This window comes from Streptomyces rubiginosohelvolus, from assembly GCF_014649875.1.
GTDB classification, from domain to species: domain Bacteria; phylum Actinomycetota; class Actinomycetes; order Streptomycetales; family Streptomycetaceae; genus Streptomyces; species Streptomyces rubiginosohelvolus.
This window is the reverse complement of the sequence record NZ_BMTW01000007.1, coordinates 212,383-237,883: the sequence shown is the minus strand read 5'-3', so window position 1 is coordinate 237,883 and position 25,501 is coordinate 212,383. Positions and strand designations below refer to the sequence as shown.

20 protein-coding genes are annotated in these 25,501 nt (G+C 68.2%); 16 read left to right on the top strand and 4 right to left on the bottom strand.

Annotated elements, in window-relative coordinates; all coding sequences use genetic code 11:
* Positions 1-43 precede the first annotated feature (43 nt).
* Complete coding sequence (locus tag IE134_RS18440) at positions 44-406, bottom strand: DUF1844 domain-containing protein (protein WP_010057174.1); 363 nt, start codon at positions 404-406, stop codon at positions 44-46.
* Positions 407-739: 333 nt separating this feature from the next.
* Between IE134_RS18440 and infC the strand changes: the two genes are divergently transcribed.
* From infC to IE134_RS18395, 9 genes are all read left to right on the top strand, one after another.
* Positions 740-1,456, top strand: a complete 717-nt coding sequence (gene infC, locus IE134_RS18435; protein WP_073779549.1) for a translation initiation factor IF-3 — start codon at positions 740-742, stop codon at positions 1,454-1,456.
* A gap of 121 nt (positions 1,457-1,577) precedes the next feature.
* Positions 1,578-1,772, top strand: a complete 195-nt coding sequence (gene rpmI, locus IE134_RS18430; protein ID WP_003970213.1) for a 50S ribosomal protein L35 — start codon at positions 1,578-1,580, stop codon at positions 1,770-1,772.
* Positions 1,773-1,879: 107 nt separating this feature from the next.
* Positions 1,880-2,263 (top strand): 50S ribosomal protein L20, encoded by a 384-nt coding sequence (gene rplT, locus IE134_RS18425; RefSeq protein ID WP_003970214.1) that lies wholly within the window; start codon positions 1,880-1,882, stop codon positions 2,261-2,263.
* A gap of 114 nt (positions 2,264-2,377) precedes the next feature.
* The gene (locus IE134_RS18420; protein WP_010057188.1) at positions 2,378-3,223 is read left to right on the top strand and encodes a TrmH family RNA methyltransferase; all 846 of its coding nucleotides are present in this window, start codon (positions 2,378-2,380) and stop codon (positions 3,221-3,223) included.
* A gap of 170 nt (positions 3,224-3,393) precedes the next feature.
* Entirely contained in the window at positions 3,394-4,551 is a 1,158-nt protein-coding gene (locus tag IE134_RS18415) for a sensor histidine kinase (protein WP_030712340.1), read from the top strand.
* 115 nt (positions 4,552-4,666) lie between these two features.
* The gene (gene pheS / locus IE134_RS18410) at positions 4,667-5,806 is read left to right on the top strand and encodes a phenylalanine--tRNA ligase subunit alpha (RefSeq protein ID WP_030632315.1); all 1,140 of its coding nucleotides are present in this window, start codon (positions 4,667-4,669) and stop codon (positions 5,804-5,806) included.
* Complete coding sequence (gene pheT / locus IE134_RS18405) at positions 5,806-8,319, top strand: phenylalanine--tRNA ligase subunit beta (RefSeq protein ID WP_030712345.1); 2,514 nt, start codon at positions 5,806-5,808, stop codon at positions 8,317-8,319. Before pheS ends, pheT begins: the two co-directional genes overlap by 1 nt.
* Before the next feature lie 416 nt (positions 8,320-8,735).
* Positions 8,736-10,088, top strand: a complete 1,353-nt coding sequence (locus IE134_RS18400) for an NsdA family TPR-like regulatory protein (protein WP_030712349.1) — start codon at positions 8,736-8,738, stop codon at positions 10,086-10,088.
* An 86-nt stretch (positions 10,089-10,174) separates the two neighbouring features.
* Entirely contained in the window at positions 10,175-10,705 is a 531-nt protein-coding gene (locus tag IE134_RS18395) for an NUDIX domain-containing protein (RefSeq protein ID WP_030712352.1), read from the top strand.
* A gap of 106 nt (positions 10,706-10,811) precedes the next feature.
* Here the strand turns inward: IE134_RS18395 and IE134_RS18390 are convergent, their stop codons facing one another.
* Positions 10,812-11,672 (bottom strand): 3-hydroxybutyryl-CoA dehydrogenase, encoded by an 861-nt coding sequence (locus IE134_RS18390; RefSeq protein ID WP_189431101.1) that lies wholly within the window; start codon positions 11,670-11,672, stop codon positions 10,812-10,814.
* Between the two features lie 201 nt (positions 11,673-11,873).
* Here IE134_RS18390 and IE134_RS18385 point away from each other — a divergent pair, with 201 nt between their 5' ends.
* A complete protein-coding gene (locus tag IE134_RS18385; protein WP_229823645.1) occupies positions 11,874-13,178 on the top strand; it encodes a glycoside hydrolase family 10-like protein in 1,305 nt (434 codons plus the stop codon).
* 106 nt (positions 13,179-13,284) lie between these two features.
* On the opposite strand, the gene IE134_RS18380 is transcribed toward IE134_RS18385, so the two are convergent.
* Entirely contained in the window at positions 13,285-13,494 is a 210-nt protein-coding gene (locus IE134_RS18380) for a DUF1918 domain-containing protein (protein WP_030712361.1), read from the bottom strand.
* 47 nt (positions 13,495-13,541) lie between these two features.
* Complete coding sequence (locus tag IE134_RS18375; protein WP_373296807.1) at positions 13,542-14,441, bottom strand: DMT family transporter; 900 nt, start codon at positions 14,439-14,441, stop codon at positions 13,542-13,544.
* 142 nt (positions 14,442-14,583) lie between these two features.
* On the opposite strand from IE134_RS18375, the gene IE134_RS18370 reads away from it, so the two are divergent.
* The 6 genes from IE134_RS18370 (at position 14,584) to IE134_RS18345 (ending at position 25,266) form a co-directional block, all read left to right on the top strand.
* Positions 14,584-16,038: an aminotransferase-like domain-containing protein gene (locus IE134_RS18370; RefSeq protein WP_030712364.1), complete on the top strand. Its 1,455-nt coding sequence runs from the start codon at positions 14,584-14,586 to the stop codon at positions 16,036-16,038.
* A 61-nt stretch (positions 16,039-16,099) separates the two neighbouring features.
* Entirely contained in the window at positions 16,100-16,675 is a 576-nt protein-coding gene (locus IE134_RS18365) for a histidine phosphatase family protein (protein WP_030712365.1), read from the top strand.
* 130 nt (positions 16,676-16,805) lie between these two features.
* The gene (locus IE134_RS18360; protein WP_030712367.1) at positions 16,806-17,975 is read left to right on the top strand and encodes an EstA family serine hydrolase; all 1,170 of its coding nucleotides are present in this window, start codon (positions 16,806-16,808) and stop codon (positions 17,973-17,975) included.
* Between the two features lie 75 nt (positions 17,976-18,050).
* A complete protein-coding gene (locus IE134_RS18355; RefSeq protein ID WP_030712369.1) occupies positions 18,051-18,548 on the top strand; it encodes a peptidylprolyl isomerase in 498 nt (165 codons plus the stop codon).
* Positions 18,549-18,895: 347 nt separating this feature from the next.
* Positions 18,896-20,005, top strand: a complete 1,110-nt coding sequence (locus IE134_RS18350; RefSeq protein ID WP_189431095.1) for a DUF3644 domain-containing protein — start codon at positions 18,896-18,898, stop codon at positions 20,003-20,005.
* Between the two features lie 809 nt (positions 20,006-20,814).
* Positions 20,815-25,266, top strand: coding sequence for an NACHT domain-containing protein (locus tag IE134_RS18345; protein ID WP_229823643.1), 4,452 nt, complete (start codon positions 20,815-20,817; stop codon positions 25,264-25,266).
* The last annotated feature ends 235 nt before the right edge of the window (positions 25,267-25,501 follow it).

Sequence of the window (25,501 nt, the reverse complement as noted above, 5' to 3'; positions counted from 1 at the left end):
CGGGGGGACGGCGGGCTCCCTGGCGTACGGGGGAGAGGTGCGACTAGCCGTAGACGGGACCGGTGTACTTCTCCCCGGGGCCGTGGCCGGGCTCGTCCGGCACCAGCGAGGCCTCACGGAAGGCGAGCTGGAGCGACTTCAGGCCGTCGCGCAGCGGCGAGGCGTGGAAGGTGCTGATCTCCGTGGCGCTCGCGTCCAGCAGTCCGGCCAGCGCCTGGACCAGCTTGCGGGCCTCGTCCAGGTCCTTGTGCTGCTCGCCCTCCTCGGTGAGGCCGAGCTTCACGGCGGCCGCGCTCATCAGGTTGACGGCGACCGTCACGATCACCTCGACCGCGGGGACCTCCGCGATGTCGCGGGCCATGTCGTCGAAGCCGGGGTTCTCACTGCTGGGGGTCGCGTCGCTCATGCCCACACGATAAGGCCAGGCCACCGCCCTCCCGTCCGCGGGCGTCCCTCCGGCCTCCGTGGTGCGGGCCCCGGGGATCGTGCGGTAGTCTGGAGGAACGACCGGCCGGACACCTATGTGCCCGGCCCACAAGTGGAGGCTCCGATCTCCCACCTGGCTGTCCGTTCAGGACGGCGGGTCACCGGTCAGGCGGCGACCATCGTTCCGTACGGACGATGGGCCCGCCCGATAGCCCCGCGGTTCACCGCGGCGGTGTTCCGGTAGTTCCTGGAGCCTCGCCTTGTGTCCCGTCCGGGGCATTTTTGCGGTTCCGGCGCGGTTGGTCTTGACGTTATAAGACGTTACGCGGCTGTCCGCCAGGCGGTCGCGTGGTGCTACCGAGGAGGATCCATCAGCGCCGAGCCCCGCATCAACGACCGGATTCGCGTTCCCGAGGTCCGACTTGTCGGTCCCAGCGGCGAGCAGGTCGGGATTGTTCCGCTTGCCAAGGCCCTGGAACTCGCACAGGAGTACGACCTCGACCTGGTCGAGGTGGCGGCGACAGCCCGTCCGCCCGTGTGCAAGCTCATGGACTACGGGAAGTTCAAGTACGAGTCGGCCATGAAGGCCCGTGAGGCGCGCAAGAACCAGGCGCACACGGTCATCAAGGAGATGAAGCTCCGGCCGAAGATCGACCCGCACGACTATGACACCAAGAAGGGTCACGTCGTCCGGTTCCTCAAGCAGGGCGACAAGGTCAAGATCACGATCATGTTCCGTGGTCGTGAGCAGTCCCGTCCCGAGCTGGGCTTCCGACTGCTCCAGCGTCTCGCTTCGGACGTCGAGGACCTGGGCTTCATCGAGTCCAACCCGAAGCAGGACGGCCGGAACATGATCATGGTTCTGGGCCCGCACAAGAAGAAGACCGAAGCCATGGCCGAAGCCCGTGAGGCCCAGGCCGCCCGCAAGGCGGAGCGTCAGGGCACGACCGACGCACCGTCCGAGGGCGAGACCGCCGAGGCTCCGGCCGACGCGGCCGAGGCTCCGGCCGAGACACCTTCCGAGGCGTGACCTTCGGGGGCCGCCACCCAGGCGCCCCCGGGTCATCCCGGAATCCCATAGAGATCTGACGCCCCTGCAGTCCGGTGCTCCGCACCGTGAGGGGCGCCACTGACGAGGAGAGAACGGCGCGATGCCGAAGAACAAGACGCACAGCGGTGCCAGCAAGCGCTTCAAGATCACCGGCTCCGGCAAGGTGCTCCGCGAGAGGGCCGGCAAGCGCCACCTGCTCGAGCACAAGTCGTCCAAGAAGACCCGCTCGCTGACCGGCACGGTCGTCGTGGCTCCGGCCGACGCCAAGAAGATCAAGAAGCTTCTCGGCAAGTGAGGCCCGGCCTCCGGCTCGCCCCGGAGGCACGACCTCGATCACACCGGGACCAATTCGTTTCCGGGCCGTGTGAAGACACCCGCGGCCCCGCTACAAGGAGTTAACAAGTGGCACGCGTCAAGCGGGCAGTCAACGCCCACAAGAAGCGCCGGGCAATCCTCGAAGCCGCCAGCGGCTACCGCGGTCAGCGCTCGCGTCTGTACCGCAAGGCCAAGGAGCAGGTCACCCACTCCCTGGTCTACAACTACAACGACCGCAAGAAGCGCAAGGGCGACTTCCGTCAGCTGTGGATCCAGCGCATCAACGCCGCTGCCCGCCAGAACGGCATGACCTACAACCGCCTCATCCAGGGTCTGAAGGCCGCCAACATCGAGGTGGACCGCAAGATCCTGGCCGAGCTCGCGGTCAACGACGCCAACGCGTTCGCCGCCCTCGTCGAGGTCGCCCAGAAGGCCCTCCCGAGCGACGTCAACGCCCCGAAGGCCGCCTGATCCAGGCCCCACCTTCCAGGTACGTGAACCGGACCCGCAGGCGCACGCCGCCTGCGGGTCCGGTGCGTTGCCGCTGACCCCCACCGCCGTACGCAGAGAGGCTCGCCGCCGACCATGGGCACCCCCGAACTGATCTCCCCGCGCTCCCCGCGCGTCGCCGCCGCCCGCCGGCTGGCCCGCCGCAACTTCCGGGGCAAGGAGCGCAGGTTCATCGCCGAGGGGCCCCAGGCCGTACGCGAGGCCGCCGCCCACCGCGGCGGGGACGGTGAGCCGACCCTCATCGAGCTGTTCGCCACCCCCGAGGCCGCCGACCGGTACGCCGACATCGTCGAGGCCGCCCACACGGCGGGCGCCCGGGTCCACCTGGCCGACACCGACGTCCTCGCCGACGTCTCCCAGACCGTCACCCCGCAGGGCCTCATCGGCGTCTGCCGCTTCCTGGACTCCCCGTTCCAGGAGATCCTGGACGCCCGGCCCACCCTGGTGGCCGTTCTGGCCAACGTCCGCGACCCCGGGAACGCCGGTACGGTACTGCGCTGCGCGGACGCCGCGGGCGCCGACGCGGTGATCCTGACAGACGCCTCCGTCGACCTCTACAACCCCAAGTCCGTACGCGCCTCGGTCGGTTCGCTCTTCCACCTCCCCGTCGCCGTCGGCGTCCCCGTCGACCAGGCCGTCCAGGGCCTGCGCGACGCCGGGGTGCGGATCCTCGCCGCCGACGGGGCGGGGGCCGACGACCTGGACGACGAGCTGGACGCGGGCACCATGGGCGGTCCCACCGCCTGGGTCTTCGGCAACGAGGCCTGGGGGCTCCCCGAGGAGACCCGCGCGCTCGCCGACGCCGTCGTCCGCGTCCCCATCCATGGCAAGGCGGAGAGCCTGAACCTCGCCACCGCCGCCGCCGTCTGCCTCTACGCCTCCGCCCGCGCGCAGCGTCCGCGGCGCGCCCCCGACGCGTAACCCAGCGCCGTCCTCACGGTCCCACCACCCGATCCCGGCCATTCCCGCGCCCCCTCCCACCGGCGCACTCCCCTCCGCGCCCCCACAGGGTGTCGCCGGTTCACCGACGGCTAGTAGGGTGACGAACTCGGGGGCCCACTGCACCGGTTCGAGAGGTGGGGTACGGGAAGATGGCTGTCGGCATGAGCTCGCCGCGACCGGCGCGCACCACCGCCGTGCGCGCCGCGGCCGAGGAGCCGGCCGGTCCTGCGGCCGGTCCGGACTCCATCGGAGCGGGCCTCGACCCGGACGACCTTCCCGACGGTCTCGTCGTCGCCGACGAGCGCGGACACGTCATCTGCTTCAACACCGCCGCCGCCCGGATCACCGCCACCCCCCGCGCCGACGCGATCGGCCGGCCGCTGGACGCCGTCCTTCCGCTGGAGGACATCAAGGGCAAGCGCTGGTGGCCGCTGACCGACCCGTACGGCGGTCTCGCCACCCGCAACGGCCAGCCCGAGCGCAATCTGCTGCTGCCCGGCGGCCGCGAGGTGCTGGTCTCCGCCCGTTACGTACGCGAGCACCCGACCGGGCCGGTGCGCCGGGTCGTGGTCTGCCTGCGGGGGACCGAGGCCCGTCGGCGTACCGAACGCAGCCACGCCGAACTGATCGCGACCGTCGCCCATGAGCTGCGCTCCCCGCTGACCTCCGTCAAAGGGTTCACCGCCACGCTGCTCGCCAAGTGGGAGAGGTTCACCGACGACCAGAAGCGGCTGATGCTGGAGACCGTCGACGCCGACGCCGGCCGGGTCACCCGGCTCATCGCCGAACTGCTCGACATCTCCCGCATCGACTCCGGGCGCCTGGAGCTGCGCCGCCAACCCGTCGACATCTCCGCCGCCGTGGCCCGGCACATCCAGGCGCTCATCACCGGCGGCCAGGCCGCCGAACGCTTCCTCGTCCGCACCCGAGGACCGCTCCCCGACCTGTGGGCCGACCCGGACAAGGTCGACCAGGTCCTCGGCAACCTCCTGGAAAACGCGGTGCGCCACGGCGAGGGAACCGTCACCATTGAGATCGCCCCGGCACCCGCGCCGGGCGCCGACGACGAGATGGGAACGGCTGTCACCGTGAGCGACGAAGGGCCCGGCATCCCCGAGGAGTCGATGAGCCGCGTCTTCACCCGCTTCTGGCGGGGCAGCAAGCGCGGCGGCACGGGCCTGGGCCTCTACATCGTCAAGGGCATCGTCGAAGCCCACGGCGGCACCATCACCGTCGACCGGGGACCCGGCGGCGGAGCCGAGTTCCGATTTATTCTGCCCGTGAGCATGCCCGCCTACCTGGTGTGAGCGGCCCACGGGCGCCCCGACCGTCCTGCGGCCCGTAGACTCGACCTTTGGCACCTTTGCGTCCAGCGGTCTCCGGCCGGGTCGCGCCATCAGCCAATCGGAAGCACGGGAAGAGATGTCGGCACCGAACAAGTCGTACGACCCAGTCGAGGTCGAGGCACTGAAACCGGAAGAGATCGAGCGCCTGCGGGACGAGGCGTTCGCCGCCTTCGCCGCCGCCGGTGACCTCGACGCGCTCGCCCAGGCGAAGACCGCGCACACCGGTGGTACCTCGCCGCTGTCCCTCGCCAACCGCGAGATCGGCGCCCTGCCCCCGCAGGCCAAGGCCGAGGCGGGCAAGCGCGTGGGCCAGGCCCGCGGCGCCGTCTCCAAGGCGCTGGCCGCCCGCCAGGCCGAGCTGGAGGCCGAGCGCGACGCCCGGGTGCTCGTCGAGGAGGCCGTGGACGTCACGCTGCCCTACGACCGCACCCCGGCCGGCGCCCGCCACCCGCTGACGACGATCATGGAGCGCGTCGCGGACGTCTTCGTGGCCATGGGCTACGAGATCGCCGAGGGCCCCGAGGTCGAGGCGGAGTGGTTCAACTTCGACGCCCTGAACTTCGTGCCCGACCACCCGGCCCGGCAGATGCAGGACACCTTCTTCGTCCAGGGCACCACGCCCGACGGCAAGGCCACCGAGGGCGACGAGTCCGGCGTCGTGCTGCGTACGCACACCTCCCCGGTCCAGGCGCGCTCGCTCCTGGAGCGCAAGCCCCCCGTCTACGTGGTCTGCCCCGGCCGGGTCTACCGCACCGACGAGCTGGACGCCACGCACACCCCGGTCTTCCACCAGATCGAGCTGCTCGCCGTCGACGAGGGCCTCACCATGGCCGACCTCAAGGGCACCCTCGACCACATGGTCCAGGCGCTCTTCGGGCCGGACATGAAGACCCGGCTGCGGCCGAACTTCTTCCCGTTCACCGAGCCGTCCGCCGAGATGGACATGGTCTGCTACGTCTGCCGCGGCGAGTCCGTCGGCAACCCCGACCGCCCCTGCCGCACCTGCGGCAGCGAGGGCTGGATCGAGCTGGGCGGCTGCGGCATGGTCAACCCCAAGGTGCTCACCGCCTGCGGCGTCGACCCCCAGAAGTACAGCGGATTCGCCTTCGGGTTCGGCATCGAACGGATGCTGATGTTCCGCCACAACGTCGAAGACATGCGAGACATGGTCGAGGGTGACGTCCGGTTCACCCGGCCGTTCGGGATGGAGATCTGATGCGCGTCCCGCTTTCCTGGCTGCGGGAGTACGTCGACCTGCCGGAGACGGAGACCGGCCGTGACGTCCAGGCCAAGCTCGTCTCCGTCGGTCTGGAGGTCGAGACCGTCGAGCAGATCGGCGCGGGCCTCAAGGGCCCCCTGGTCGTCGGACAGGTCCTGACCATCGAGGAGCTGGAGGGCTTCAAGAAGCCCATCCGCTTCTGCACCGTCGACGTCGGCACCGCCAACGGCACCGGCGAACCGCAGGAGATCGTCTGCGGCGCCCGTAACTTCTCCGTCGGCGACAAGGTCGTCGTGGTCCTCCCGGGCGCCGTCCTGCCCGGCGACTTCGCGATCGCCGCGCGCAAGACGTACGGCAAGACCTCGCACGGCATGATCTGCTCCACCGACGAGCTCGGCATGGGCGACGACGGCACGCACGGCATCATCGTGCTGCCGCCGGAGCACGAGGTCGGCACCGACGCCATCGAGCTGCTCCAGCTCGTCGACGAGGTCCTTGACATCGCCGTCACCCCGGACCGGGGCTACTGCCTCTCGATGCGCGGGGTCGCCCGCGAGACCGCGACCGCCTACGGGCTGCCGCTGCGCGACCCGGCGCTGCTGGACGTGCCCGCGCCGAACGCGTACGGCTACCCGGTCCAGATCTCCGACCCGATCGGCTGCGACCGCTTCACCGCCCGCACCGTCACCGGTCTCCAGCCCGAGGCCCGCTCCCCGATCTGGATGCAGCGCCGCCTCCAGAAGGCCGGGATGCGGTCGATCTCGCTGGCCGTCGACATCACCAACTACGTGATGCTGGAGCTCGGCCAGCCGCTGCACGCCTACGACCGCAACCGGGTCGACGGGCCGATCGGCGTGCGCCGCGCCACCCAGGGCGAGAAGCTCACCACCCTGGACGGCACCGTGCGCGTGCTGGACGCCGAGGACCTGGTCATCACCGACAACCGCGGCCCCATCGGCCTCGCGGGCGTCATGGGCGGCGCCAACACCGAGATCGCCGACGCGGACGGCGAGCACGCCCTCACCACCGAGGTCGTCATCGAGGCCGCGCACTTCGACGCGATCTCGATCGCCCGCACCGCGCGCCGCCACAAGCTGTCCTCCGAGGCGTCCAAGCGCTTCGAGCGCGGCGTCGACCCGCAGGCCGCCGCAGCGGCGGCGCAGCGCACGGTGGACCTGCTGGTCCTCCTCGCGGGCGGCACCGCCGAGGCAGGGGTCACCGAGATCACCTCGCCGCACGCACCGCGCACCATCGCGATGCCGGCGAACCACCCGGACAAGGTGGCCGGTGTGGAGTACGGCCGCGAGACCGTCGTCCGCCGCCTCCAGGAGGTCGGCTGCGACGTCTACGGGCAGGACGAGCTGATCGTCACCGTCCCGTCCTGGCGGCCCGACCTGAACGAGCCGAACGACCTGGCCGAAGAGGTCATCCGCCTGGAGGGCTACGAGAACCTGCCCTCCACGCTGCCCACGCCCCCCTCCGGGCGCGGTCTCACCGACCGGCAGCGGCTGCACCGCCGCATCGGCCGGGTGCTGGCCGGAGCCGGTTACGTCGAGGCGCTGAGCTACCCGTTCATCGGTGACGCGGTCCTCGACCAGCTCGGCCTGGAGGCGGACGACGCCCGCCGCCGCACGGTCAAGCTGGTCAACCCGCTCTCCGACGAGGAGCCGGCGCTGCGCACCACGCTGCTGCCGGGCCTCCTCGGCGCACTGCGGCGCAATGACGGCCGCGGCAGCCATGACCTGGCGCTCTTCGAGACCGGTCTCGTCTTCCGGCCCACGGGTGAGGAGACAGCGGCCGTCCGGCTGCCCGTCGACCGCCGTCCCACCGACGAGGAGATCGCCGGTCTCGACGCGGCCCTGCCGCGTCAGCCGCGCCGCGCCGCCGTCGTCCTCGCGGGCGCCCGCGAGCAGGCCGGCTGGTGGGGCAAGGGCACCCCGGCGACCTGGGCGGACGCGATCGAGGCCGCCCGGTCCATCGCGGCCGAGGCGGGCGTCGAGGTCATCGTCCGCGCCGACCAGCACGCCCCGTGGCACCCGGGCCGCTGCGCCGCGCTGTACGTCAACGTGAACGGTGAGGAGACCCTCTTCGGACACGCGGGCGAACTGCACCCGCGCGTGATCAAGGCGCTCCACCTGCCCGAGCGGACCTGCGCCGCCGAGGTCGAGCTGGACGTCCTGGAACAGGCCGTCGACGGAGCGCTCCAGGCGCCCCGGATCTCCACCTTCCCGGTGGCGACCCAGGACGTCGCGCTCGTCGTCGCCGGGGACGTCCCGGCCGCCGACGTGGAGCGGGCGCTGCGCGAGGGCGCGGGTGAACTCCTCGAATCGCTGCGGCTGTTCGACGTCTTCACCGGCGAGCAGATCGGCGGGGGCAACAAGTCCCTGGCGTACGCGCTGCGCTTCCGCGCCGCCGACCGCACGCTGACCGTCGAGGAGGCCTCGGCCGCCCGCGACAGCGCGGTGGCCCTGGCCGCCGAGCGTACGGGCGCGGTGCTGCGCGGGGCGTAACACCCCCTGGGCGTTGAGAAGGGGCGTATCCGGCCACCGGATACGCCCCTTCTCCGTCCCGCCGATCTGCGGAGGGACCACACGCCGGATCCGGAGCGGGAACCGGGAGGAAACGCGGTTCCGGCCGCCGTTCCGCAGCCACCCTCCTTCGTCGTCGGTCAGTGGGCCGTGCGGTCCGGGCGCCGTCCGCACTGCCTCGGAGTGTCGGGCAGGTAGCAGTGCGGACGGCGCGGGTGCGGGTCGTAGGCCGTTACGAGGGGGAGCCGACGACCCGGCCGCCTCTTGCGAGGGAGTTCATTCAACCGAGCCCCGGACCCGCGCGGCAGAGCGCACAGCAGGAGGGTTCGGGCATTCCGTTCACACCCCGTGTGAATCGTGCTCCACTAGGCTCATTGCGACACGCACCTGGGGGGACGATGGAGCCCAATGTCCTGCTCGAATCGTTGATCGAGGAGTCCGGTGTCTCCCGGGCGGGCCTCGCCGGTCACGTCAACCGGGCGGGCCGGTCCCGCGGGCTGAGCCTGCGGTACGAACACACCGCCGTCTCCCGCTGGCTCAAGGGCCAGCGCCCGCGCGGCCAGGTGCCCGACCTCATCTGCGAGGTACTGGGCGGACGGCTCGGCCGGCCCGTCGGGCTCGACGACATCGGGATGGGCGCCTCGGCGGCATCGGGCGGGACGGACACCGGATCCGGGAGCGCCTCCCTCTCCGGCTTCGTCGAGCGGGCCACCGCGCTGTGGCGCTCCGACGAACAGCAGCGCCCGCATCTGGCCACCGTCCCCGCCGTCACGGGGACCTCGGCGGTGATGCCGGTCTGGGAGTGGGAGAACCCCCCGGAGGACACCGACGTCTCCCGTCCCGGTCCCGGGCGGGTGAGCGCCTCCGACATAGCGATGCTCAAGGCGGCCCGCGACCACTACGAGCAGATGTACCGCAAGACGGGCGGCATCGCGACCAGGTCCCGGATCGTCCGCTTCCTCAACGCCGAGGCAGCCCCGCTGCTGCGCGGCGGCCACAGCGACGCGCTCGGCCGGAGCCTGCACCGGGCGACGGCGGGCCTGGTCGCGGTGGCGGGCATCTGCGCCTACGACTCCGACGCCCACGGCCTCGCCCAGCGCTACTTCCACCAGGCGCTGCGGCTCGCCAAGTCCAGCGGGGACCGGGGGCTCGGCGGCTATGTGATCGCCCTGCTGGTCACCCAGTCGCTGTTCCTCGGCGACCACCGCCGCTCCATCGCCTTCGCGGAGGCCGCGCTGCGGGCCGCCGGCGGCCACATCACCCCGGCCCTCGCCGCCGATCTGCACGCCATGCAGGCCAAGGCGTACGCCCAGCTCGGCGACGCGGCGAGCGCCCGCGCCTGCATCGGACGGGCCGAGGCCCAGGCGGGCCGGATCCACACCGGCCGGGAGCCGGACGAGACCGGGTACGTCCAGCCGGGCCTGGTCGACGTCCAGGTGGCCGAGGCGCTGATCGGGCTCGGCGATCTGCCCGCCGCCCGGGAGCACGCGGCCTCCGCGGTGCGCGCCCCGGCGCACGACCGGGGGCGCGTGCACCGGCTCGCGATGCTCAGTCATATCGAGCTGCTCCAGGGCGAGGCCGACCGCGCGGCCACCACAGCTGCCGAAATGGCCGTACGGGCCCGGGGAATGGAGTCCCAGCGGCTGCGCGACCGGCTGCGGCAGGTCCGCGGCGAGCTGGCCGCGAGCGGCTGCGCCGACGCCGTCGAAACCACCGACCTCATCGACGAGGCGCTCCGCGTGCCTCTGTGAGCTCCACCGACGCCCCGCCGTTCGTTCCCCCTGACAGCCGAGCCTGCTGGCATGTTGACCCCAACATGTCGAAAGGCGGCAAAAACGTGCAGTGGACGAACTTAAGCGAACAGAATGTGTATCAGAACCCTTGGTTCCGGGTGAATCTGGCGGATGTCGAACTCCCCGACGGCAGCCACCTCGACCACTTCGTCATCCGGCTGCGCCCCGTCGCGGCCGCCACCGTCGTCAACGAGGCCAACGAGGTGCTGCTGCTCTGGCGGCACCGGTTCATCACCGACAGCTGGGGATGGGAGCTGGCCGCCGGCGTCGTCGAGGACGGCGAGGACATCGCGGCGGCGGCGGCCCGCGAGATGGAGGAGGAGACCGGCTGGCGCCCCGGCGAGCTGCGCCCCCTGCTCACCGTCGAACCGTCGAACGGCCTCACCGACGCCCGCCACCACCTCTACTGGTCCGACGAGGCACACTGGACCGGCCACCCGCAGGACGCCTTCGAGTCGTCGCGCCGCGAGTGGATACCCCTCAAGGTGGTCCCGGACATGATCGCCCGGGGCGAGGTGCCCGCCGCGAACATGGCGGCCGCCCTGCTGATGCTGCACCACCTGAGACTGGGCTGACCCGGGCCCCGCAGCCGCACTCCCCGTACGCGCGAGAAGCCGGCCCCGGACGACCGGGACCGGCTCCTCGACGTGCCGCGTGCGTCAGGCGTACATGCCGGGTGCGTCAGGTGTACGGGTAGAACCCCGACCCCGTCTTGCGCCCGAGGCGCCCCGCGTCGACCATGCGCTGGAGCAGCGGGGGAGCGGCGTACAGCGGCTCCTTGTACTCGGCGTACATCGAGTCCGCGACCGAGGCCACGGTGTCCAGGCCGATCAGGTCGGCCAGCTTGAGCGGGCCCATCGGGTGGGCGCAGCCCATCTCCATGCCGTTGTCGATGTCCTCGCGGCTGGCGATGCCCGACTCGAACATCCGGATCGCGGAGAGCAGGTACGGGATCAGCAGCGCGTTCACGACGAACCCGGAGCGGTCCTGGGCGCGGATCGGGTGCTTGTCGAGCACGTCCTGCACGACGGCCTCGGCGCGCTGGATCGTCTCGTCCGACGTGGTCAGCGCCGGGATCAGCTCGACGAGCTTCTGCACCGGTGCCGGGTTGAAGAAGTGGATGCCGATGACCCGGTCCGGGCGCGAGGTGGCGACGGCCAGCTTCACCAGCGGGATCGAGGAGGTGTTGGAGGCCAGGATCGCGTCCTGCCGGGTCACCACCTGGTCGAGCACCTGGAAGATCTCCGTCTTGACCTGCTCGTTCTCCACGACGGCCTCGATCACGAGATCGCGGTCGGCGAACTCCCCGAGGTCGGTCGTGAAGCTCAGCCGGCCGAGGGTCTCGTCCCGCTCCTCCGCCGTGATCTTGCCGCGTTCGGCGGCCTTCGAGAGGGAGTTGTGCAGACGGGTGCGGCCGATCTCCAGCGCTTCGCCGGTGGTCTCGGCGACCTTCACTTCGAGGCCGCTGCGCGCGCACACCTCCGCGATACCTGCGCCCATCTGGCCACAGCCCACCACTCCGACGCGTGCAATGTCGGCCATAAGGTCCGTCACCTCGTGCCTTTCGCTGTTCTCCGTATCGCAGGGTCCCGTGTGATTCCGGTGCCCGCCTCGACCCCACGACGTTACTCCGAATGCCGACGCGAACGTCCCGCGGGTCACAGCGGCTACGGATGGGCATGATGCGGTTACGTAGAGCCATCGGAGTCGGGTGCGGGACACGGCGGAGAGAGGTGGGCCGCGATGCGGCGTACAGGTGTGGCGAGAAGGGCGTTCGTGCTGAGCGCGGCCGGACTGCTGGCGGCGATGACGACCGCCGGTGACGCGGTCGCCTCCCCGTCGGGGAGGCGGAAGGGCGGCGGGCTTCCCGAGGCGGCGGGGGAGGTGCGCGGCATGTGGATCGCCACCGTCGCCAACATCGACTGGCCCTCGAAGCCGGGCCTCACCGCGGCGAAACAGGAGGCGGAGCTGTTCGCCTATCTGGACCGGGCGGTGGAGCTGCGGCTCAACACGGCGGTGTTCCAGGTCCGGCCGACCGCCGACGCCCTGTGGCCCTCGCCGTACGAGCCGTGGGCCGACTGTCTCACCGGCACCCAGGGCAAGGACCCGGGCTGGGACCCGCTCGGCACGGCGGTGCGCGCGGCGCACGACCGGAGCCTGGAGCTGCACGCCTGGTTCAACCCGTACCGGGTGGCGAATCACACGGACCCGTCCCGCCTGACCGCCTCCCACCCGGCCCGTAAGCACCCGGACTGGGTCGTGCCGTACGGCGGGAAGCTCTACTACAACCCGGGGCTGCCGGAGGTCCGCCGCTTCGTCCAGGACGCGATGCTCGACGCCGTACGCCGCTACGACATCGACGCGGTGCACTGGGACGACTACTTCTACCCGTATCCGGTGGCCGGGCAGACCTTCGACGACGACGCGGAGTTCGAGCGGTACGGCGGCGGCTTCGCCGACCGGGCGGCCTGGCGGCGCGACAACATCGACCGGCTCGTACGCGAGACGGGGGAGCGGATCCGGGCGATCAAGCCACACGTCCGCTTCGGCATCAGCCCCTTCGCGGTCTGGCGCAACAAGGAGACCGATCCGCTGGGGTCGGACACCCGGGCGGGCGTGCAGACGTACGACGACCTGCATGCCGACACCCGCAAGTGGGTCAAGGAGGGGTGGATCGACTACATCTGCCCGCAGATCTACTGGCACATCGGCCAGACCGCCGCCGACTACGCCAAGGTCCTCGCCTGGTGGAGCGCGACCGTCCGGGGCACGGGCGTCGAGCTGTACGTCGGCGAGGCGCTGTACAAGGCCGGTGACCCGGCTCAGGCGGACGCCTGGCAGGACCCGGCGGAACTCTCCCGCCACCTCACCCTCGCCCGGGACCACGAGGAGGCGGGCGGTCATGTCTTCTTCTCCGGGAAGAGCGTGATGGCGGACCGGATCGGCGCGATGCGACGCGTGGTGGCCGACCACTACCAGGACCGGGTCCGGCTCTACCCGGACCGGGGGCGCGCCCGTTCCCACCGCCGGGGCCGGTTCCCGGGCTGAGCCCACGAGGGCGGTTCGCGGGCCGAGCCGCCGGGAACGGCTTCCGGGCCGAGCCGCCTACGCCGGGGACCGGGACCCTTCCGTACGGTCCCGGCCCCCGGCGCTGCTACCGCGCCTGCTCGTCCTTGGGCGCCTCCATGTGCTGGACGACGCTGTCGGGACCCGGTGACATCAGGTGTTCATGGCCGTCGTCGAAGCGGAGCCGGTACGGGGGAGCGCCCCCGTCACCGAGCACCTCGATGATCTCGGCGACCCGGTCGTGCTGTCCCACGGTCCTGCCGTGCATCAGCAGCCGGTCGCCCGTGTGCGCCTCCATCGGGAGCGACCTCCTCACAGGGGAAGACGGTGTCCGTGTCGACAAGTCTATGACCGTGCGGTCCTGGCTTCCCGTCCTGACCGTACGGTCCTGGACCGCAGGCCCGTGCGGCGGCCGGCCCGCTGGGTGGCGGCGATGCAGACGAGTACGGCCACCGCCGCGACCGGAGCCGCCGCCGACAGCTCCTCGCCGAGCAGGAGGAAGGACCATACGAGCGTCAGCAGCGGCTGGGCGAGCTGGAGCTGACTGGCGCGGGCCACCCCGATCGCCGCCATCCCCCGGTACCAGACGTACAGCCCGAGGAAGGTCGATCCGGCGGCGACCCAGACCAGGCCGAGGACGCCGTGGGTGTTCAGGTGCACGGGTTCGAGCGGCAGAGCCACCAGGCTGCCCGCCACCGCGAGCGGCAGGCACAGGACCAGCGCCCAGCCGATCACCTGCCACCCCGGCATCACCCGGGCCAGCCGGCCGCCCTCGGTGTACCCGGCCGCACAGACCAGCAGTGCGCCGAACAGATACAGATCGCCGGTCGTCAGGGCTCCGCCGCTCTGCTGAACGGTGAAGGCGATCACCACCGCCGCCCCGGCGAGAGCCGCGATCCAGAACGCGCGCGAGGGCCGCTCACCGGTGCGCAGGGACCCCAGCACCGCCGTGGTCAGCGGCAGCAGACCCACGACCACGGCCGCGTGCGAGGTGGTGGAGGTCTGCAGGGCCAGCGTCGTCAGCAGCGGGAAGCCCACCACCACTCCGCCCCCGACCACCGCGAGCCCGGCCCAGTGGCGGCGCGCGGGCAGCGGGACGCGGGCGGCCAGCAGCACCCCGCCCGCGACCAGGGCGGCGAGCACGCTGCGCAGCGCCACCAGGGACCAGGGGCCGAAGCTCTCCAGGCCCCAGGCCGTGGCCGGAAAGGTGAGCGAGAACGCCACGACGCCGAGCCCGGCGAGCACGGTGCCGCTCCGGCCGGCCGGAGAAGTGGCCGGAGTGCCGACCGGAGGAACGGCCGAAGAAGTGGCCGCCGGAGGGGGGTGCGGGGTGGCCGGATCGGCGACCGCTATCGCTGAAGACGGGGTAGCGCTATCCTGTGCTCTCATGCAAGAGCGTAGCAGCGTCGCCGAACTGGTCACATCCCTGCGGGCCGAGCTCAACCGCTACTCTCCCGGTGGAAAGCTGCCGTCCAGCCGCGCACTCGTCGAACGGTTCCGGGTCAGCCCCGTCACCGTCTCCCGCGCCATCGCCCAGCTCGCCGCCGAGGGGCTCGTCACCACCCGCCCCGGCTCCGGCGCGTTCCGGGCGGAGCCCCGCGCGGCACTCCCCGCCCCGGGCGACACGTCCTGGCAGGAGGTGTCGCTGAGCGGCGACGGCGGGCCCGAGGTGGTGCCCCGTACGGTCGACGCCTCCGGGGTGCTGGTCACCCTCGCCGCTCCGCCGCCCGGCGTCATCGAGTTCAACGGCGGCTACCTCCACGCCTCGCTCCAGCCCGAACGGGCGCTCTCCGCCGCCCTGGCCCGCGCGGGCCGCCGGCCGGGCGCCTGGAGCCGCCCCCCGACGGACGGGCTGCCCGAGCTGCGGTCCTGGTTCGCCCGCGAGATCGGCCCCGCCGTCAGCGCCGCCGACGTCCTGATCACCGCAGGTGGCCAGGGTGCCCTGGCCACCGCCCTGCGCGCCCTCGCCCCGCCCGGCGCCCCCGTCCTCGTGGAGTCGCCGACCTACCCCGGGATGCTCGCCGCCGCCCGCGCCACCGGACTGCGCCCCGTCCCCGTGCCGATGGACGCCGACGGGGTCCGCCCCGAGCTGCTCGCCGACGCGTTCCGGGCCACCGGCGCCCGGGTCTTCGTCACCCAGCCGCTCTTCCAGAACCCCACCGGGGCCACCCTCGCGCCCGCCCGCCGTCCCGAGGTCCTGGCCATCGCCCGGGCTGCCGGGGCCTTCGTGGTCGAGGACGACTTCGCCCGCCGGCTCGTCCACGACGACTCGGGACCGCTCCCCGCACCGCTGGCCGCCGACGACCCCGACGGGACCGTCGTCCACGTCTGCTCGCTGACCAAGGTCACCTCGCCCAGCCTCCGGGTCGGCGCGCTGGCCGCCCGTGGCCCGGTGCTGGAGCGCCTGCGGGCCATCCAGGTCGTCGACAGCTTCTTCGTACCCCGGCCGCTCCAGGAAGCCGCCCTGGAACTCGTCGGCTCCCCGTCCTGGGGCCGCCACCTGGCCGCCGTCTCCGCCGAGCTGGGGCGCCGCCGTACGACCATGGCGGCCGCCCTCGGCAGCGAACTGCCGGAACTCACGCTGCCGCACCTCCCGGCGGGCGGCGGCAGTCTCTGGCTCCGGCTCCCGGGCGGCGGCGCGGGAGCGGGCGCCGACGAGCCGGCCGTCGTCTCGGCCGCGCTGCGCGCCTCGGTCGCCGTCGCCCCCGGCCGCCCCTACTTCTGCGCCGAACCCCCGGCCGGGCACGTCCGCCTGAGCTTCGCCGGGGTCTCCGGAGCGGCCGAGATCGCGGAGGGCGTCCGCCGTCTCCGTACCGCTTTCGACGGTCTTCTGGAGAGGTGAGGGCGGTACCCGGCGCACAGGCCCTCTTGACCAAACAGGCGTTCGGCACCACGATCCCGCCATGACGCTTCGGGTCACCCTGGTCGCAGCGGCGCGCACCTCCTCCCGGCTCACCGAACGCTTCGACGACGACCGGCCGCTCGACCAGGCCGGCTGGCACGAGGTGCAGCTCGTCGCCCACACGCTCGTCCCGCTCGGCGCCGCCGAGCTGCGCTACTGCTCGCCCACCCCGCGCAGCCGTGCCACCGGGGACGCCCTCGGCTTCGCGCCGATGGCCCAACCGGCCCTGCGCGACTGGGAGATGGGCCGCTGGCGGGGGATGACCCTGGGTGAGGTCACCGTCCGGGAACCGGCCGCCGTGGACCGCTGGCTCGCCGACCCGCGCAGCGCCCCGCACGGCGGCGAGTCGATGCTCGGCTTCATCGGCCGCGTGGGCGGCTGGCTGGACACCCGCCCCGCCGACGACGGCCTCGTCGTCGCGGTCGCCGAACCCGCCGTGATCCGGGCGGCCCTCGTCTACGCCCTGAACGCCCCGCCCGCCACGTACTGGAACGTCGACGTCCGCCCCCTGTCGACGATCACCCTGACCGGTCTGCCGGGCCGCTGGAGCCTGAGTCTGGAGTCGGGCATCCGCTGATCCGCGCGGCGGCAACCGGGACCTTCGCCGCTCCGGGGCACCGGCCCTTTCCTCCGGTCCGACCAGTCGGTACGTTGCGTGGGGCAGCCGGTTCCGCCGCCGGACGCGCGCCCGCGACGAGGGAGGCTCCGTGCCGCAGATCCACGGCCACTGCGACGACCGGTTCGCCGGGGTCCGGGACGCCTTCGAGGAGAACTTCACCGAGCGCGGCGAACTGGGCGCGGCGGTGACCGTCCTGGTCGACGGCGCGACGGTGGTGGACCTCTGGGGCGGCTGGGCGGACGCGGCCCGCACCCGCCCCTGGGAACGGGACACCCTGGTCAACGTCTGGTCCACCGGCAAGGGCCCGACCGCGCTCTGCGCCCATGTCCTGGCCGACCGGGGACTGCTCGACCTCGACGCCCCGGTCGCCGACCACTGGCCGGAATTCGCCGCGAACGGCAAGGAATCCGTCCTCGTACGCCACCTCCTCTCGCACCGTTCCGGAGTGGCCGGCCCCGACACCCCGCTCACCCTGGAGGAGCTGTACGACTGGGAGACGGCCTGCGCCCGGCTCGCCGCCACCGCCCCCTGGTGGGAGCCCGGAACCCGCTCCGGCTACCACGCGATCAGTTACGGATTCCTCGTCGGCGAAGTGGTCCGCCGGATCACCGGACTGCGGCCCGGGGCGTTCCTCCGGCAGGAGATCACCGGACCACTGGGCATCGACTTCACCTTCGGCCTCCCGGAGAGCGAGACCCACCGCCTCGCCGAACTCGTCCAGGAACGCCCCGACCGGGCCGCCCAGGCGGCCCTCCTGGACCGGATGACACCGGTCGCCGTCGCCTCCCTGCTCAACCCGCCCACCGGCCGGGCCGCCGCCAACACCCCCGCCTGGCGCGCGGCGGAGATCCCCGCCGCCAACGGCCACGGCACCGCCCGGGCGGTCGCCGCGCTCTACGGGATCCTGGCCGGACGCGGCAGCCTCGACGGCCGCCGGATCCTCTCCGAGAAGGCGGCCGCCCGCGCCGGGGAAGGACAGGGGGCCTGCCGCGACCTCGTCCTCGGCGACGGCTTCCCGCACGAGACGGAGATCGCCCTCGGCTTCTGGCTGAGCGGCGAGAACCGCTCCTACGGCCCCGACCCACGGGCGCTGGGCCACGACGGTGCGGGCGGTTCCTGCGGCCTGGCCGACCCGGATGCCTCCATCGCCCTCGGCTACGTCATGAACCGGATGGGCTCCCGGCTCGCCGACGACCCGCGCAAGACCGCCCTGGTGAACGCCGTCTACGCGGCCCACCGGGGAGCCGCCGGAGGGTGATGGGAATCCGGACATCCGACGTGCCGAACCAACCCGGGTTTCACCTGCGGTTGCCAGGAATGTGAGGATGTCACCATGACAACCAAGGTCTACTTCGACATCACCATCGACGACGCCCCCGCGGGGCGGATCACGTTCAACCTGTTCGACGACGTCGTCCCCAAGACGACGGAGAACTTCCGCGCGCTCGCCACCGGCGAGAAGGGCTTCGGCTACGCCGGCTCGTCCTTCCACCGCGTCATCACGGACTTCATGCTCCAGGGCGGTGACTTCACCCGCGGCGACGGCACCGGCGGCAAGAGCATCTACGGCGAGAAGTTCGCCGACGAGAACTTCAAGCTCAAGCACGACCGCGTGGGCCTGCTCTCGATGGCCAACGCCGGCCCGAACACCAACGGTTCGCAGTTCTTCATCACCACGGTGCTCACCCCGTGGCTGGACGGCAAGCACGTGGTCTTCGGCGAGGTCGCCGACGAGGACAGCATGAAGCTCGTCCGCAAGATCGAGGCGCTCGGCTCCGGCAGCGGCCGTACCAGCGCCAAGGTCACCATCGCCGAGTCCGGCGTTCTCTGACCCGACCGGCAGACCCGAGCGGTACCCGACGGGCCCGTGGCAGGGCCGTGCCACCGACGTACGCGTCGGCGGGGCGGACCGGCCACGGGCCCGTGGCATGCCTCCGGCCGTTTCCGTGGTGCCCGCCCCAGGCAAAACGCGCCTCGTGGCCCGTGCATGGTCTGGCTAGAAGAGGAGGAGCCGCCCACGAGTCGGGGGCGTGGACAACTGCGTGAAGGTCAACACATCCATCTAAATGATCTTGTGACGCATTATTCCCGCGTCTTTCCTGATGAGTCGTGGGAATCTCGCTTGTCCTGAGGTGGCCGTTGATGTGATCCTTCTTATTAACGCGAAGGGCGCACGACATGGCATACGCCCGTTGGAAGCACATCCTCATCGAGTCGCAGCGGCACGCCCTGAAGGCAGTCGACGAGTGGAACTGTTCAAGCGGCAACTACAGCGACTTCCTCACCCATATGCACAAGGCGTGGCACTACCTGCTTCATGCGGAGTTCCACAAGGCCAAGATCGACTACCACTACAAGGATGCGCAGACCGGCCAGTACAAGCTGATCGACGGCGAGCCGAAGGCGTGGGATCTGGAGTGGTGCCTAAAACAGCGCTACACCAACAGCGCGGACCCGGTGCGCTTGAACGCCGAGCTCTTCGTCGCCCTTCGCAACAAGGTGGAGCACCGTTACGAGCACAATCTCAAGATCGTGACAGGCGGCAAGGCACAGGCGCTCGTCATGAACTACGAACAGGAGATGGTGGACCACTTCGGCCGCTCTTTTAGCCTCGCTGACCGGCTCCGCTTCCCGATCGCCCTTCAGACGCTCACTGCTGAAGGTCGTGAGCAACTCCAGGATGCAGCGAAGAAGCTACCGAAGAAGACCCGCGACCTGGTGGCAAGGTTCGAGGCGTCCATCGACTCGGACGTACTGGATGACCTGAAGTACGACTACCGGGTGCGACTGGTGCCCATCGTCGGTAAGAAGACCGATGCTGACCTGGCGGTCAACTTCGTCAACTTGAACGCGTTGACCGACGACGAGCGTGCGGTCATGACCAAGGCGGGTCGTACCGGCACGGTCATCACCAAGGTGAAGCACGTCGAGACCATGAACCCGGCGAAGCTTCGAGCGTCGGTCGTCGCCGAACGTGTCGAGGCCAATCTGCCGTTCTGCTTCAGTGTCCACGGCGAGCACACCGAGATGTGGCGACGACTGGGCGTCCGTCCAGCTAAGGGAAGTGCTGACCCATGCATCACCGATGCGCGCTACTGCATCTACGACGAGCCCGTCAGCACCTACCTGTACACCGATGCCTGGGTAGCGAAGATCGTCAAGGAGATCGGCACGGTCGAGGAGTATCGCAAGTTCTTCGGCAAGGAACCCCGTATGAAGAAGGTGACCACCTTGCCGAAGCAGGCAGAACCTGCGCACGACGATCGTCCTATCGGGAAGACCGCCTGAACTGGTGAAGGGCTGTGCTTAGTGCGCAGCTCTCCGCTGCGCCAGCACCGGAATCGCCGCGATCTTCTCGGCCGTCAAGTCGTCCACGGAGTAGTAGCTACTTCCTTGAAATCGACATGTGAACGGAACAGGCCGCCCGTATCCGAGAGAAGGTTGACAGGCATTGGCGAGCGGTCGAGGGCAGCACAGAGGACTACTTCCCATACGTGGTCTTCGTGGTGCGGCAGCAAACACGCAAGAACGAGCTTGCTCGCATTTTCCGGCGACTGCGCGAAGAGCGGCAAGAGGTGATGCGAGTCCTTCTTTTTCCTGAGCTGAGACCTGAATTGATGCTCCTCTAAGATGTGTCGATAGTACGGCGTCATCAGGCGTGAAGGGTGTTGATCAACAGAGGCGGAAGGAGGATAATAGAAAGAGAAATAAAATGAGGACACTCATCATGGTTAGACGAGCAAGAAAGCCGCTACTTCCACAGCTGATCTGGGGACCCCAGAAGGCGACGAATCACCGAACCAGGCAATTCACCGTCGTAAGGGTTTCCGCTCAAGCAAGTACCACTCAACGCCTATGCGAGGACACTTTCTTGGTTGCGGCGGGCGCTTGTTTGGGGCTGACTTTAGGTTTCGTTTTGGTGCTGGACCTAGCGTGACCATGCCGACCGTAGACAGCACAGCACAGCACAGCACAGCACAGCACAGCACAGTCAGCCTCCTTGCAGCTGAACACCAGAGTCACTGCACGTGGCAGGATAGTACCATGGCTGCGGTGATTCATCACCCTGGATCGCGCCTTTCAAGGAGGATGTTGACGTGAGCCCTCGCCCAGGCGGAGAGACCGATAAGTTCGGCAATCGATACGAGGGCGCCTGGACCGTCCGCCACCTCCTCTACGTACTTCTTGGGAGTGCTCAGTCCATCAAGGTCGAGGATATCGACGAACTGGGAAAGGGCGCCGAGTTTACCTATCGCCATGGCTCTACTGTCGAGGTCCATCAGGTCAAACGTCAGAATGGGAACGCAAACAGTTGGAGCGTTCAGTCGCTCCAAAATAAGGAAATTTGGGCGAACGCTCGTTATCACGTCGAGCAAGGACGCCACTTCCACTTTGTATCCATGGTCCCGGTACGAGACGTCCAAGAACTGACCGAGAGGGCAAGAAGCGCCGACAATCTTTCCGAGTTCATCAGTGACAGGCTTACGAATGAGCTCCAAGTATCATTCAACAAGCTCTCCTCGTCTGCAATCTACAGCTCCACTGAAGTAGCTTGGAAAGTGCTGCGAGGCATCTGGATTTCCTGCATCGATGAAAATGATGTCGTTCGGATGAACACGGTTCTCTCTGAACTGCTCTTGAACGGTGCGGGAGGCCGGCTTGCGGCTGCCGCCTTGGGTGAACTTGTAAATAACAGCCTTGGCTCCACCCTTGACGCGGCAGGCATCGAGTCCCGACTTGATCAGTATCAACTCAGCCGCTCAACGATTCTATCTGGCGCCGCTATCTCAGGCGCAGTCCGGGAGATCACTACAGCTTGGTCCGCCAGCGTTGAACGGGAGCTTCTTCGGCCGACGATTAAGCGTTCCGAAGCACAAGAAGTCGTTGATCTCGTCGACGCAGGTTCGGACGGGCTAACACTTCTCATGGGAGCTGCCGGGGGTGGCAAGAGCGCCACCCTTCATCAGGCAGTGGAAATCTTCCGTGGTCGTGATACCCCTATCCTGAGCTTTCGACTCGACCGACTTGAGTCTTTTGCATCAACCACGGAACTAGGCAACCGGATCGGGCTGGACGTATCACCAGTGGCCGCCCTCGCTGCTGTAGCAGAAGAACGCCCCTCCGTACTCGTCGTGGACCAGGTTGATGCGGTCAGTCTCATGTCGGGACGAATGCCAAGAAATTTCGATGCAGTCGCTGACCTTGTGCGTGAGGCATCAGCTTTTCCGAGAATGCGGGTGGTGCTGGCTTGTCGAAAGTTCGACGTTGAGAACGATCACCGCATTCGCGAACTGGCCGACGAGAAGCAGTGTGCACGCGTTCAAGTCCAAGAACTATCAGAAACTCAGGTCAATGAGGCAGTTTCAGCTATGGGCCTGGATGCCGACCGCCTCAATACACACCAGAGGAATCTCCTACGATCGCCGCTGAACCTCGTCTTGTTGAGAGGCATTGCTAACGACCCGGAGGCGCTTGCCTTCCAGACCACCAACAACCTGTTCGACGCCTTCCGGGAACGCAAGCTGACCGAATGTGTCCAACGGCGCAACGCAGTTCGCTTTAACGAAGTTATCTCGACAGTGGCAGAGGCTATTAGCACTCGGCAGCGCCTGTCCGTTCCTGTAACCGTTCTCGACCAGGCGAACCTTTCCGTTGACGCCAGCGTGTTGGTTTCAGAGCATCTGCTGGTTCAGGACGGTAAAGAGATCGCATTCTTCCACGAAGCATTCTTTGACTACTCATTCGCACGTGGATGGACGAGCCGTAATGAATCTCTTGTCGACTTCTTGACTAGCGGAGAGCAAGAGCTTTTCCGCCGTGCACAAGTACGGCAGATCCTGAGCCACTTGCGCGACCTTGAGCCCGATCGCTTCGCAGAGGAGGTGGGGGCTGCCCTAGTCAGTGCTGACGTCCGCTTCCATATCAAGGACGTGATTCTCACCCTTCTGAGTGCGCTCCCTGATCCCACACGAAATGAGTGGGACATGGTGGTCGATGTGCTCGACACCCGGCCCTCATTCGAAGAAAGGCTTTGGCGATCCCTGCGGACAGCCCCATGGTTCGCCCGCCTCGATGCAGATGGCATTATTGACGAGTGGCTAGTGGGTAGCACAGACGAACAAGCGCGCGCTGTAGAGATTATGGGAAGCGCCGCGAAAACTAATGCAGACCGACTAGCTGAACTGCTCCTGCCCCATCGGACTAACACCGATTTCCCAGGCTGGCTACAGTGGGTTATCCGTTTCGCGGATGTCTATGAGAGCCGTCCATTGTTCGATCTGCTTCTCAATTCCGTTCGTGACGGTCAATATAGCGGAGAAGCAGAGAACGAACTGTGGTACTCAACCCATGGTCTGGCCCAACATCAGCCGGCCTGGGCAGTCGAGCTATTGGCTGCCTACCTCGTCGACCGCCCCAACGCGATGGCCTTGGAATCAAGCGAAAAGGTCGCTGCGCTGCTAGGCCGGGAGCACAGCGCGATAGAGCTAGCGCGCCATGGAGCGGAAGGAGCTCCAGAGAAATTCTGCACGCTCATGCTTCCGTACATGCTGCGAGTGATGGAGGTAACGGCGTATGAGGATGACAAACTTCCGAAACACGACCGGCACTTCACGCATCGCTACCCGGATCTAGGGACGCACGAACTCGAAGATGCCGTCCTGTCTGGGATGGTTGCGTCGATCCGGCGCCTTGTGAGACAGGAGCCCTCGACAGCTCAACCCATTCTTGAAACTCTAGCAGAAAGTCCCTACGAAGCTGCGCAGTGGCTCTTGTATGAAGGGCTGCGGGAGGACGGAGAGAGGTACGCACAGTGGGCAGCAAAACTTCTGCTAGAAGGAACCCACCGCTTCTTGAGTGGGTACTCGTCCAACGGCGTATGGACAGCTCGCCAGTTGATCCAAGCCGCCAGTCCGTTCTGCTCTGATGACTCATTCCACGACCTAGAATCTGCAGTCCTGGAGCTTCGCTTCCCCTGGGAAAAGCGACGGCCTGGTTGGTACATGTTCAATCTCCTCTCCGCGATGGACGAGTCACGCCTTTCTGATGTAGCTAAGCGTCGTCTCGGTGAGCTGCGGAGGGCTACAGGCATGGAGCAGCCTCCCCAGCCCGAAGGTGTGACCGGGGGAGGTATCGCATCTCCAATCTCTTCAGATGCTGCTCAGCGGATGAACGACGAACAGTGGTTGAAGGCGATCGCCAAGCACAATACGGACAAGACGAACTTGCGGAACTTCACTGGCGGCGCCCACGAGCTATCAAGCGTTTTGCAGCAAGAGGCACAACGCGATCCTGCCCGGTTCTCAACACTCTCCCTAAGATTCGACCACAGCACCCACCCGGCCTATAGCAATGCCATCCTTCTAGCCTTGGGCGCAGCAGAATCGCTCGATGATGGATCAGCGGTCTTCGACGCCCTTCGTCACATCTCCTCGCTGAATCACGATGGTGTTGACCGGTGGCTCGGTCATGCCCTTCGTCACTACTACAAGTCAGTCCCGCTTGATCTCGTTGAGACGATTGTCGGCTACGGAAATCGCTCGGTAGAATCCAATGAGAACGACCCGAAAATTTGGTCCTCTAGCGGCGAAGAGAATATCGGTCGTGACATATACGGGTCGGGGGTGAACTCGTCCTGCGGCGCGGCAGCCGAAACATTGGGAGATCTGCTTATACACGACGCAGATGGAAGCCGCACTGCACTGGTTCTTCCTGTAGTGAGGAAGCTCGCCGAAGATCCGTCTACTCCAGTTCGCTCGTGTGCTGCGCATCTTGTTCACGCCTCAATGCGTCATGCTCGGTCTGATGCTCTGGATGCATTTACGCTACTCGTCACGACACGAGACGACAGCCTCTTCACCACGCACACCGTAATCCGCCTGATTACTTACGTGGGATCTGAGGACCCGAACACAGTGCGTCCTGTCATCGATAGAATGATGAATTCACAGGTCCGCGAAGTCCGCAAAGCTGGAGGGCACCTAGCCGCCATTGCTGCAATCCAGTGGGGTGTGACGGACCTGCTCGATACCGTGCTCGCGGGTAGTGATGGGGCACAGCGAGAGGGTGCCGCACGACTCTGCGCGCATCGGTTGGCGAACACCACCGAAGCGGCACCTGCGCGACGCGCTTTCGAAGAGTTCCTGGATGACCCAGAGGAGTCGGTTCGCAAAGCTGTGGGTGATGCAGCCGCAGCTCTTCGCGGTGAGCGCCTTCGGCCCGTGAAGCAGTCGTTGAGTCGCCTGATCTCATCGGCCTCATTTACTCAATCCTTGCCTCAGCTCTTCATCACCCTGGAGCAGGCGCCTGATCGCGTGGATGATCTGGTCTTGGAATGCTGCCAGCGCTTCATTGAGATCAAGGGTGCAGATTCTGGAAACATCAGGACTGGTGCGGCAGGGGATGCTCGTTACGTTGGTGAGCTTCTTATTCGCGCTTACGTGCAAACGACGGCGCGAGCTAAGCGCAACAAGGTTCTCGACCTGATCGACCAACTACTGGAAGTCGGTGCCTTTGGTGTGGCGGACCTGGTAGCAAAGTCGGAACGCTAAGGTACGCCGGAACCTTCTTCACACACCATCGTTGTCGGCGTGAGATGGGGAGCGGCCACGCCAGCCCAAAACGAGGTGTGCGACCGTAGACGGTCGCACACCTCCATGGCAGTTGCCCCTCCCGGGGGCAACGGGCTCTACACAGCGAGGCCGGCACCGCGTTGATCTTGGAGTTCATGCGCGGGATGGCGTCGACCGTCATTTACTCGTTGGGACGGCGAGGTCTTCCCGAATA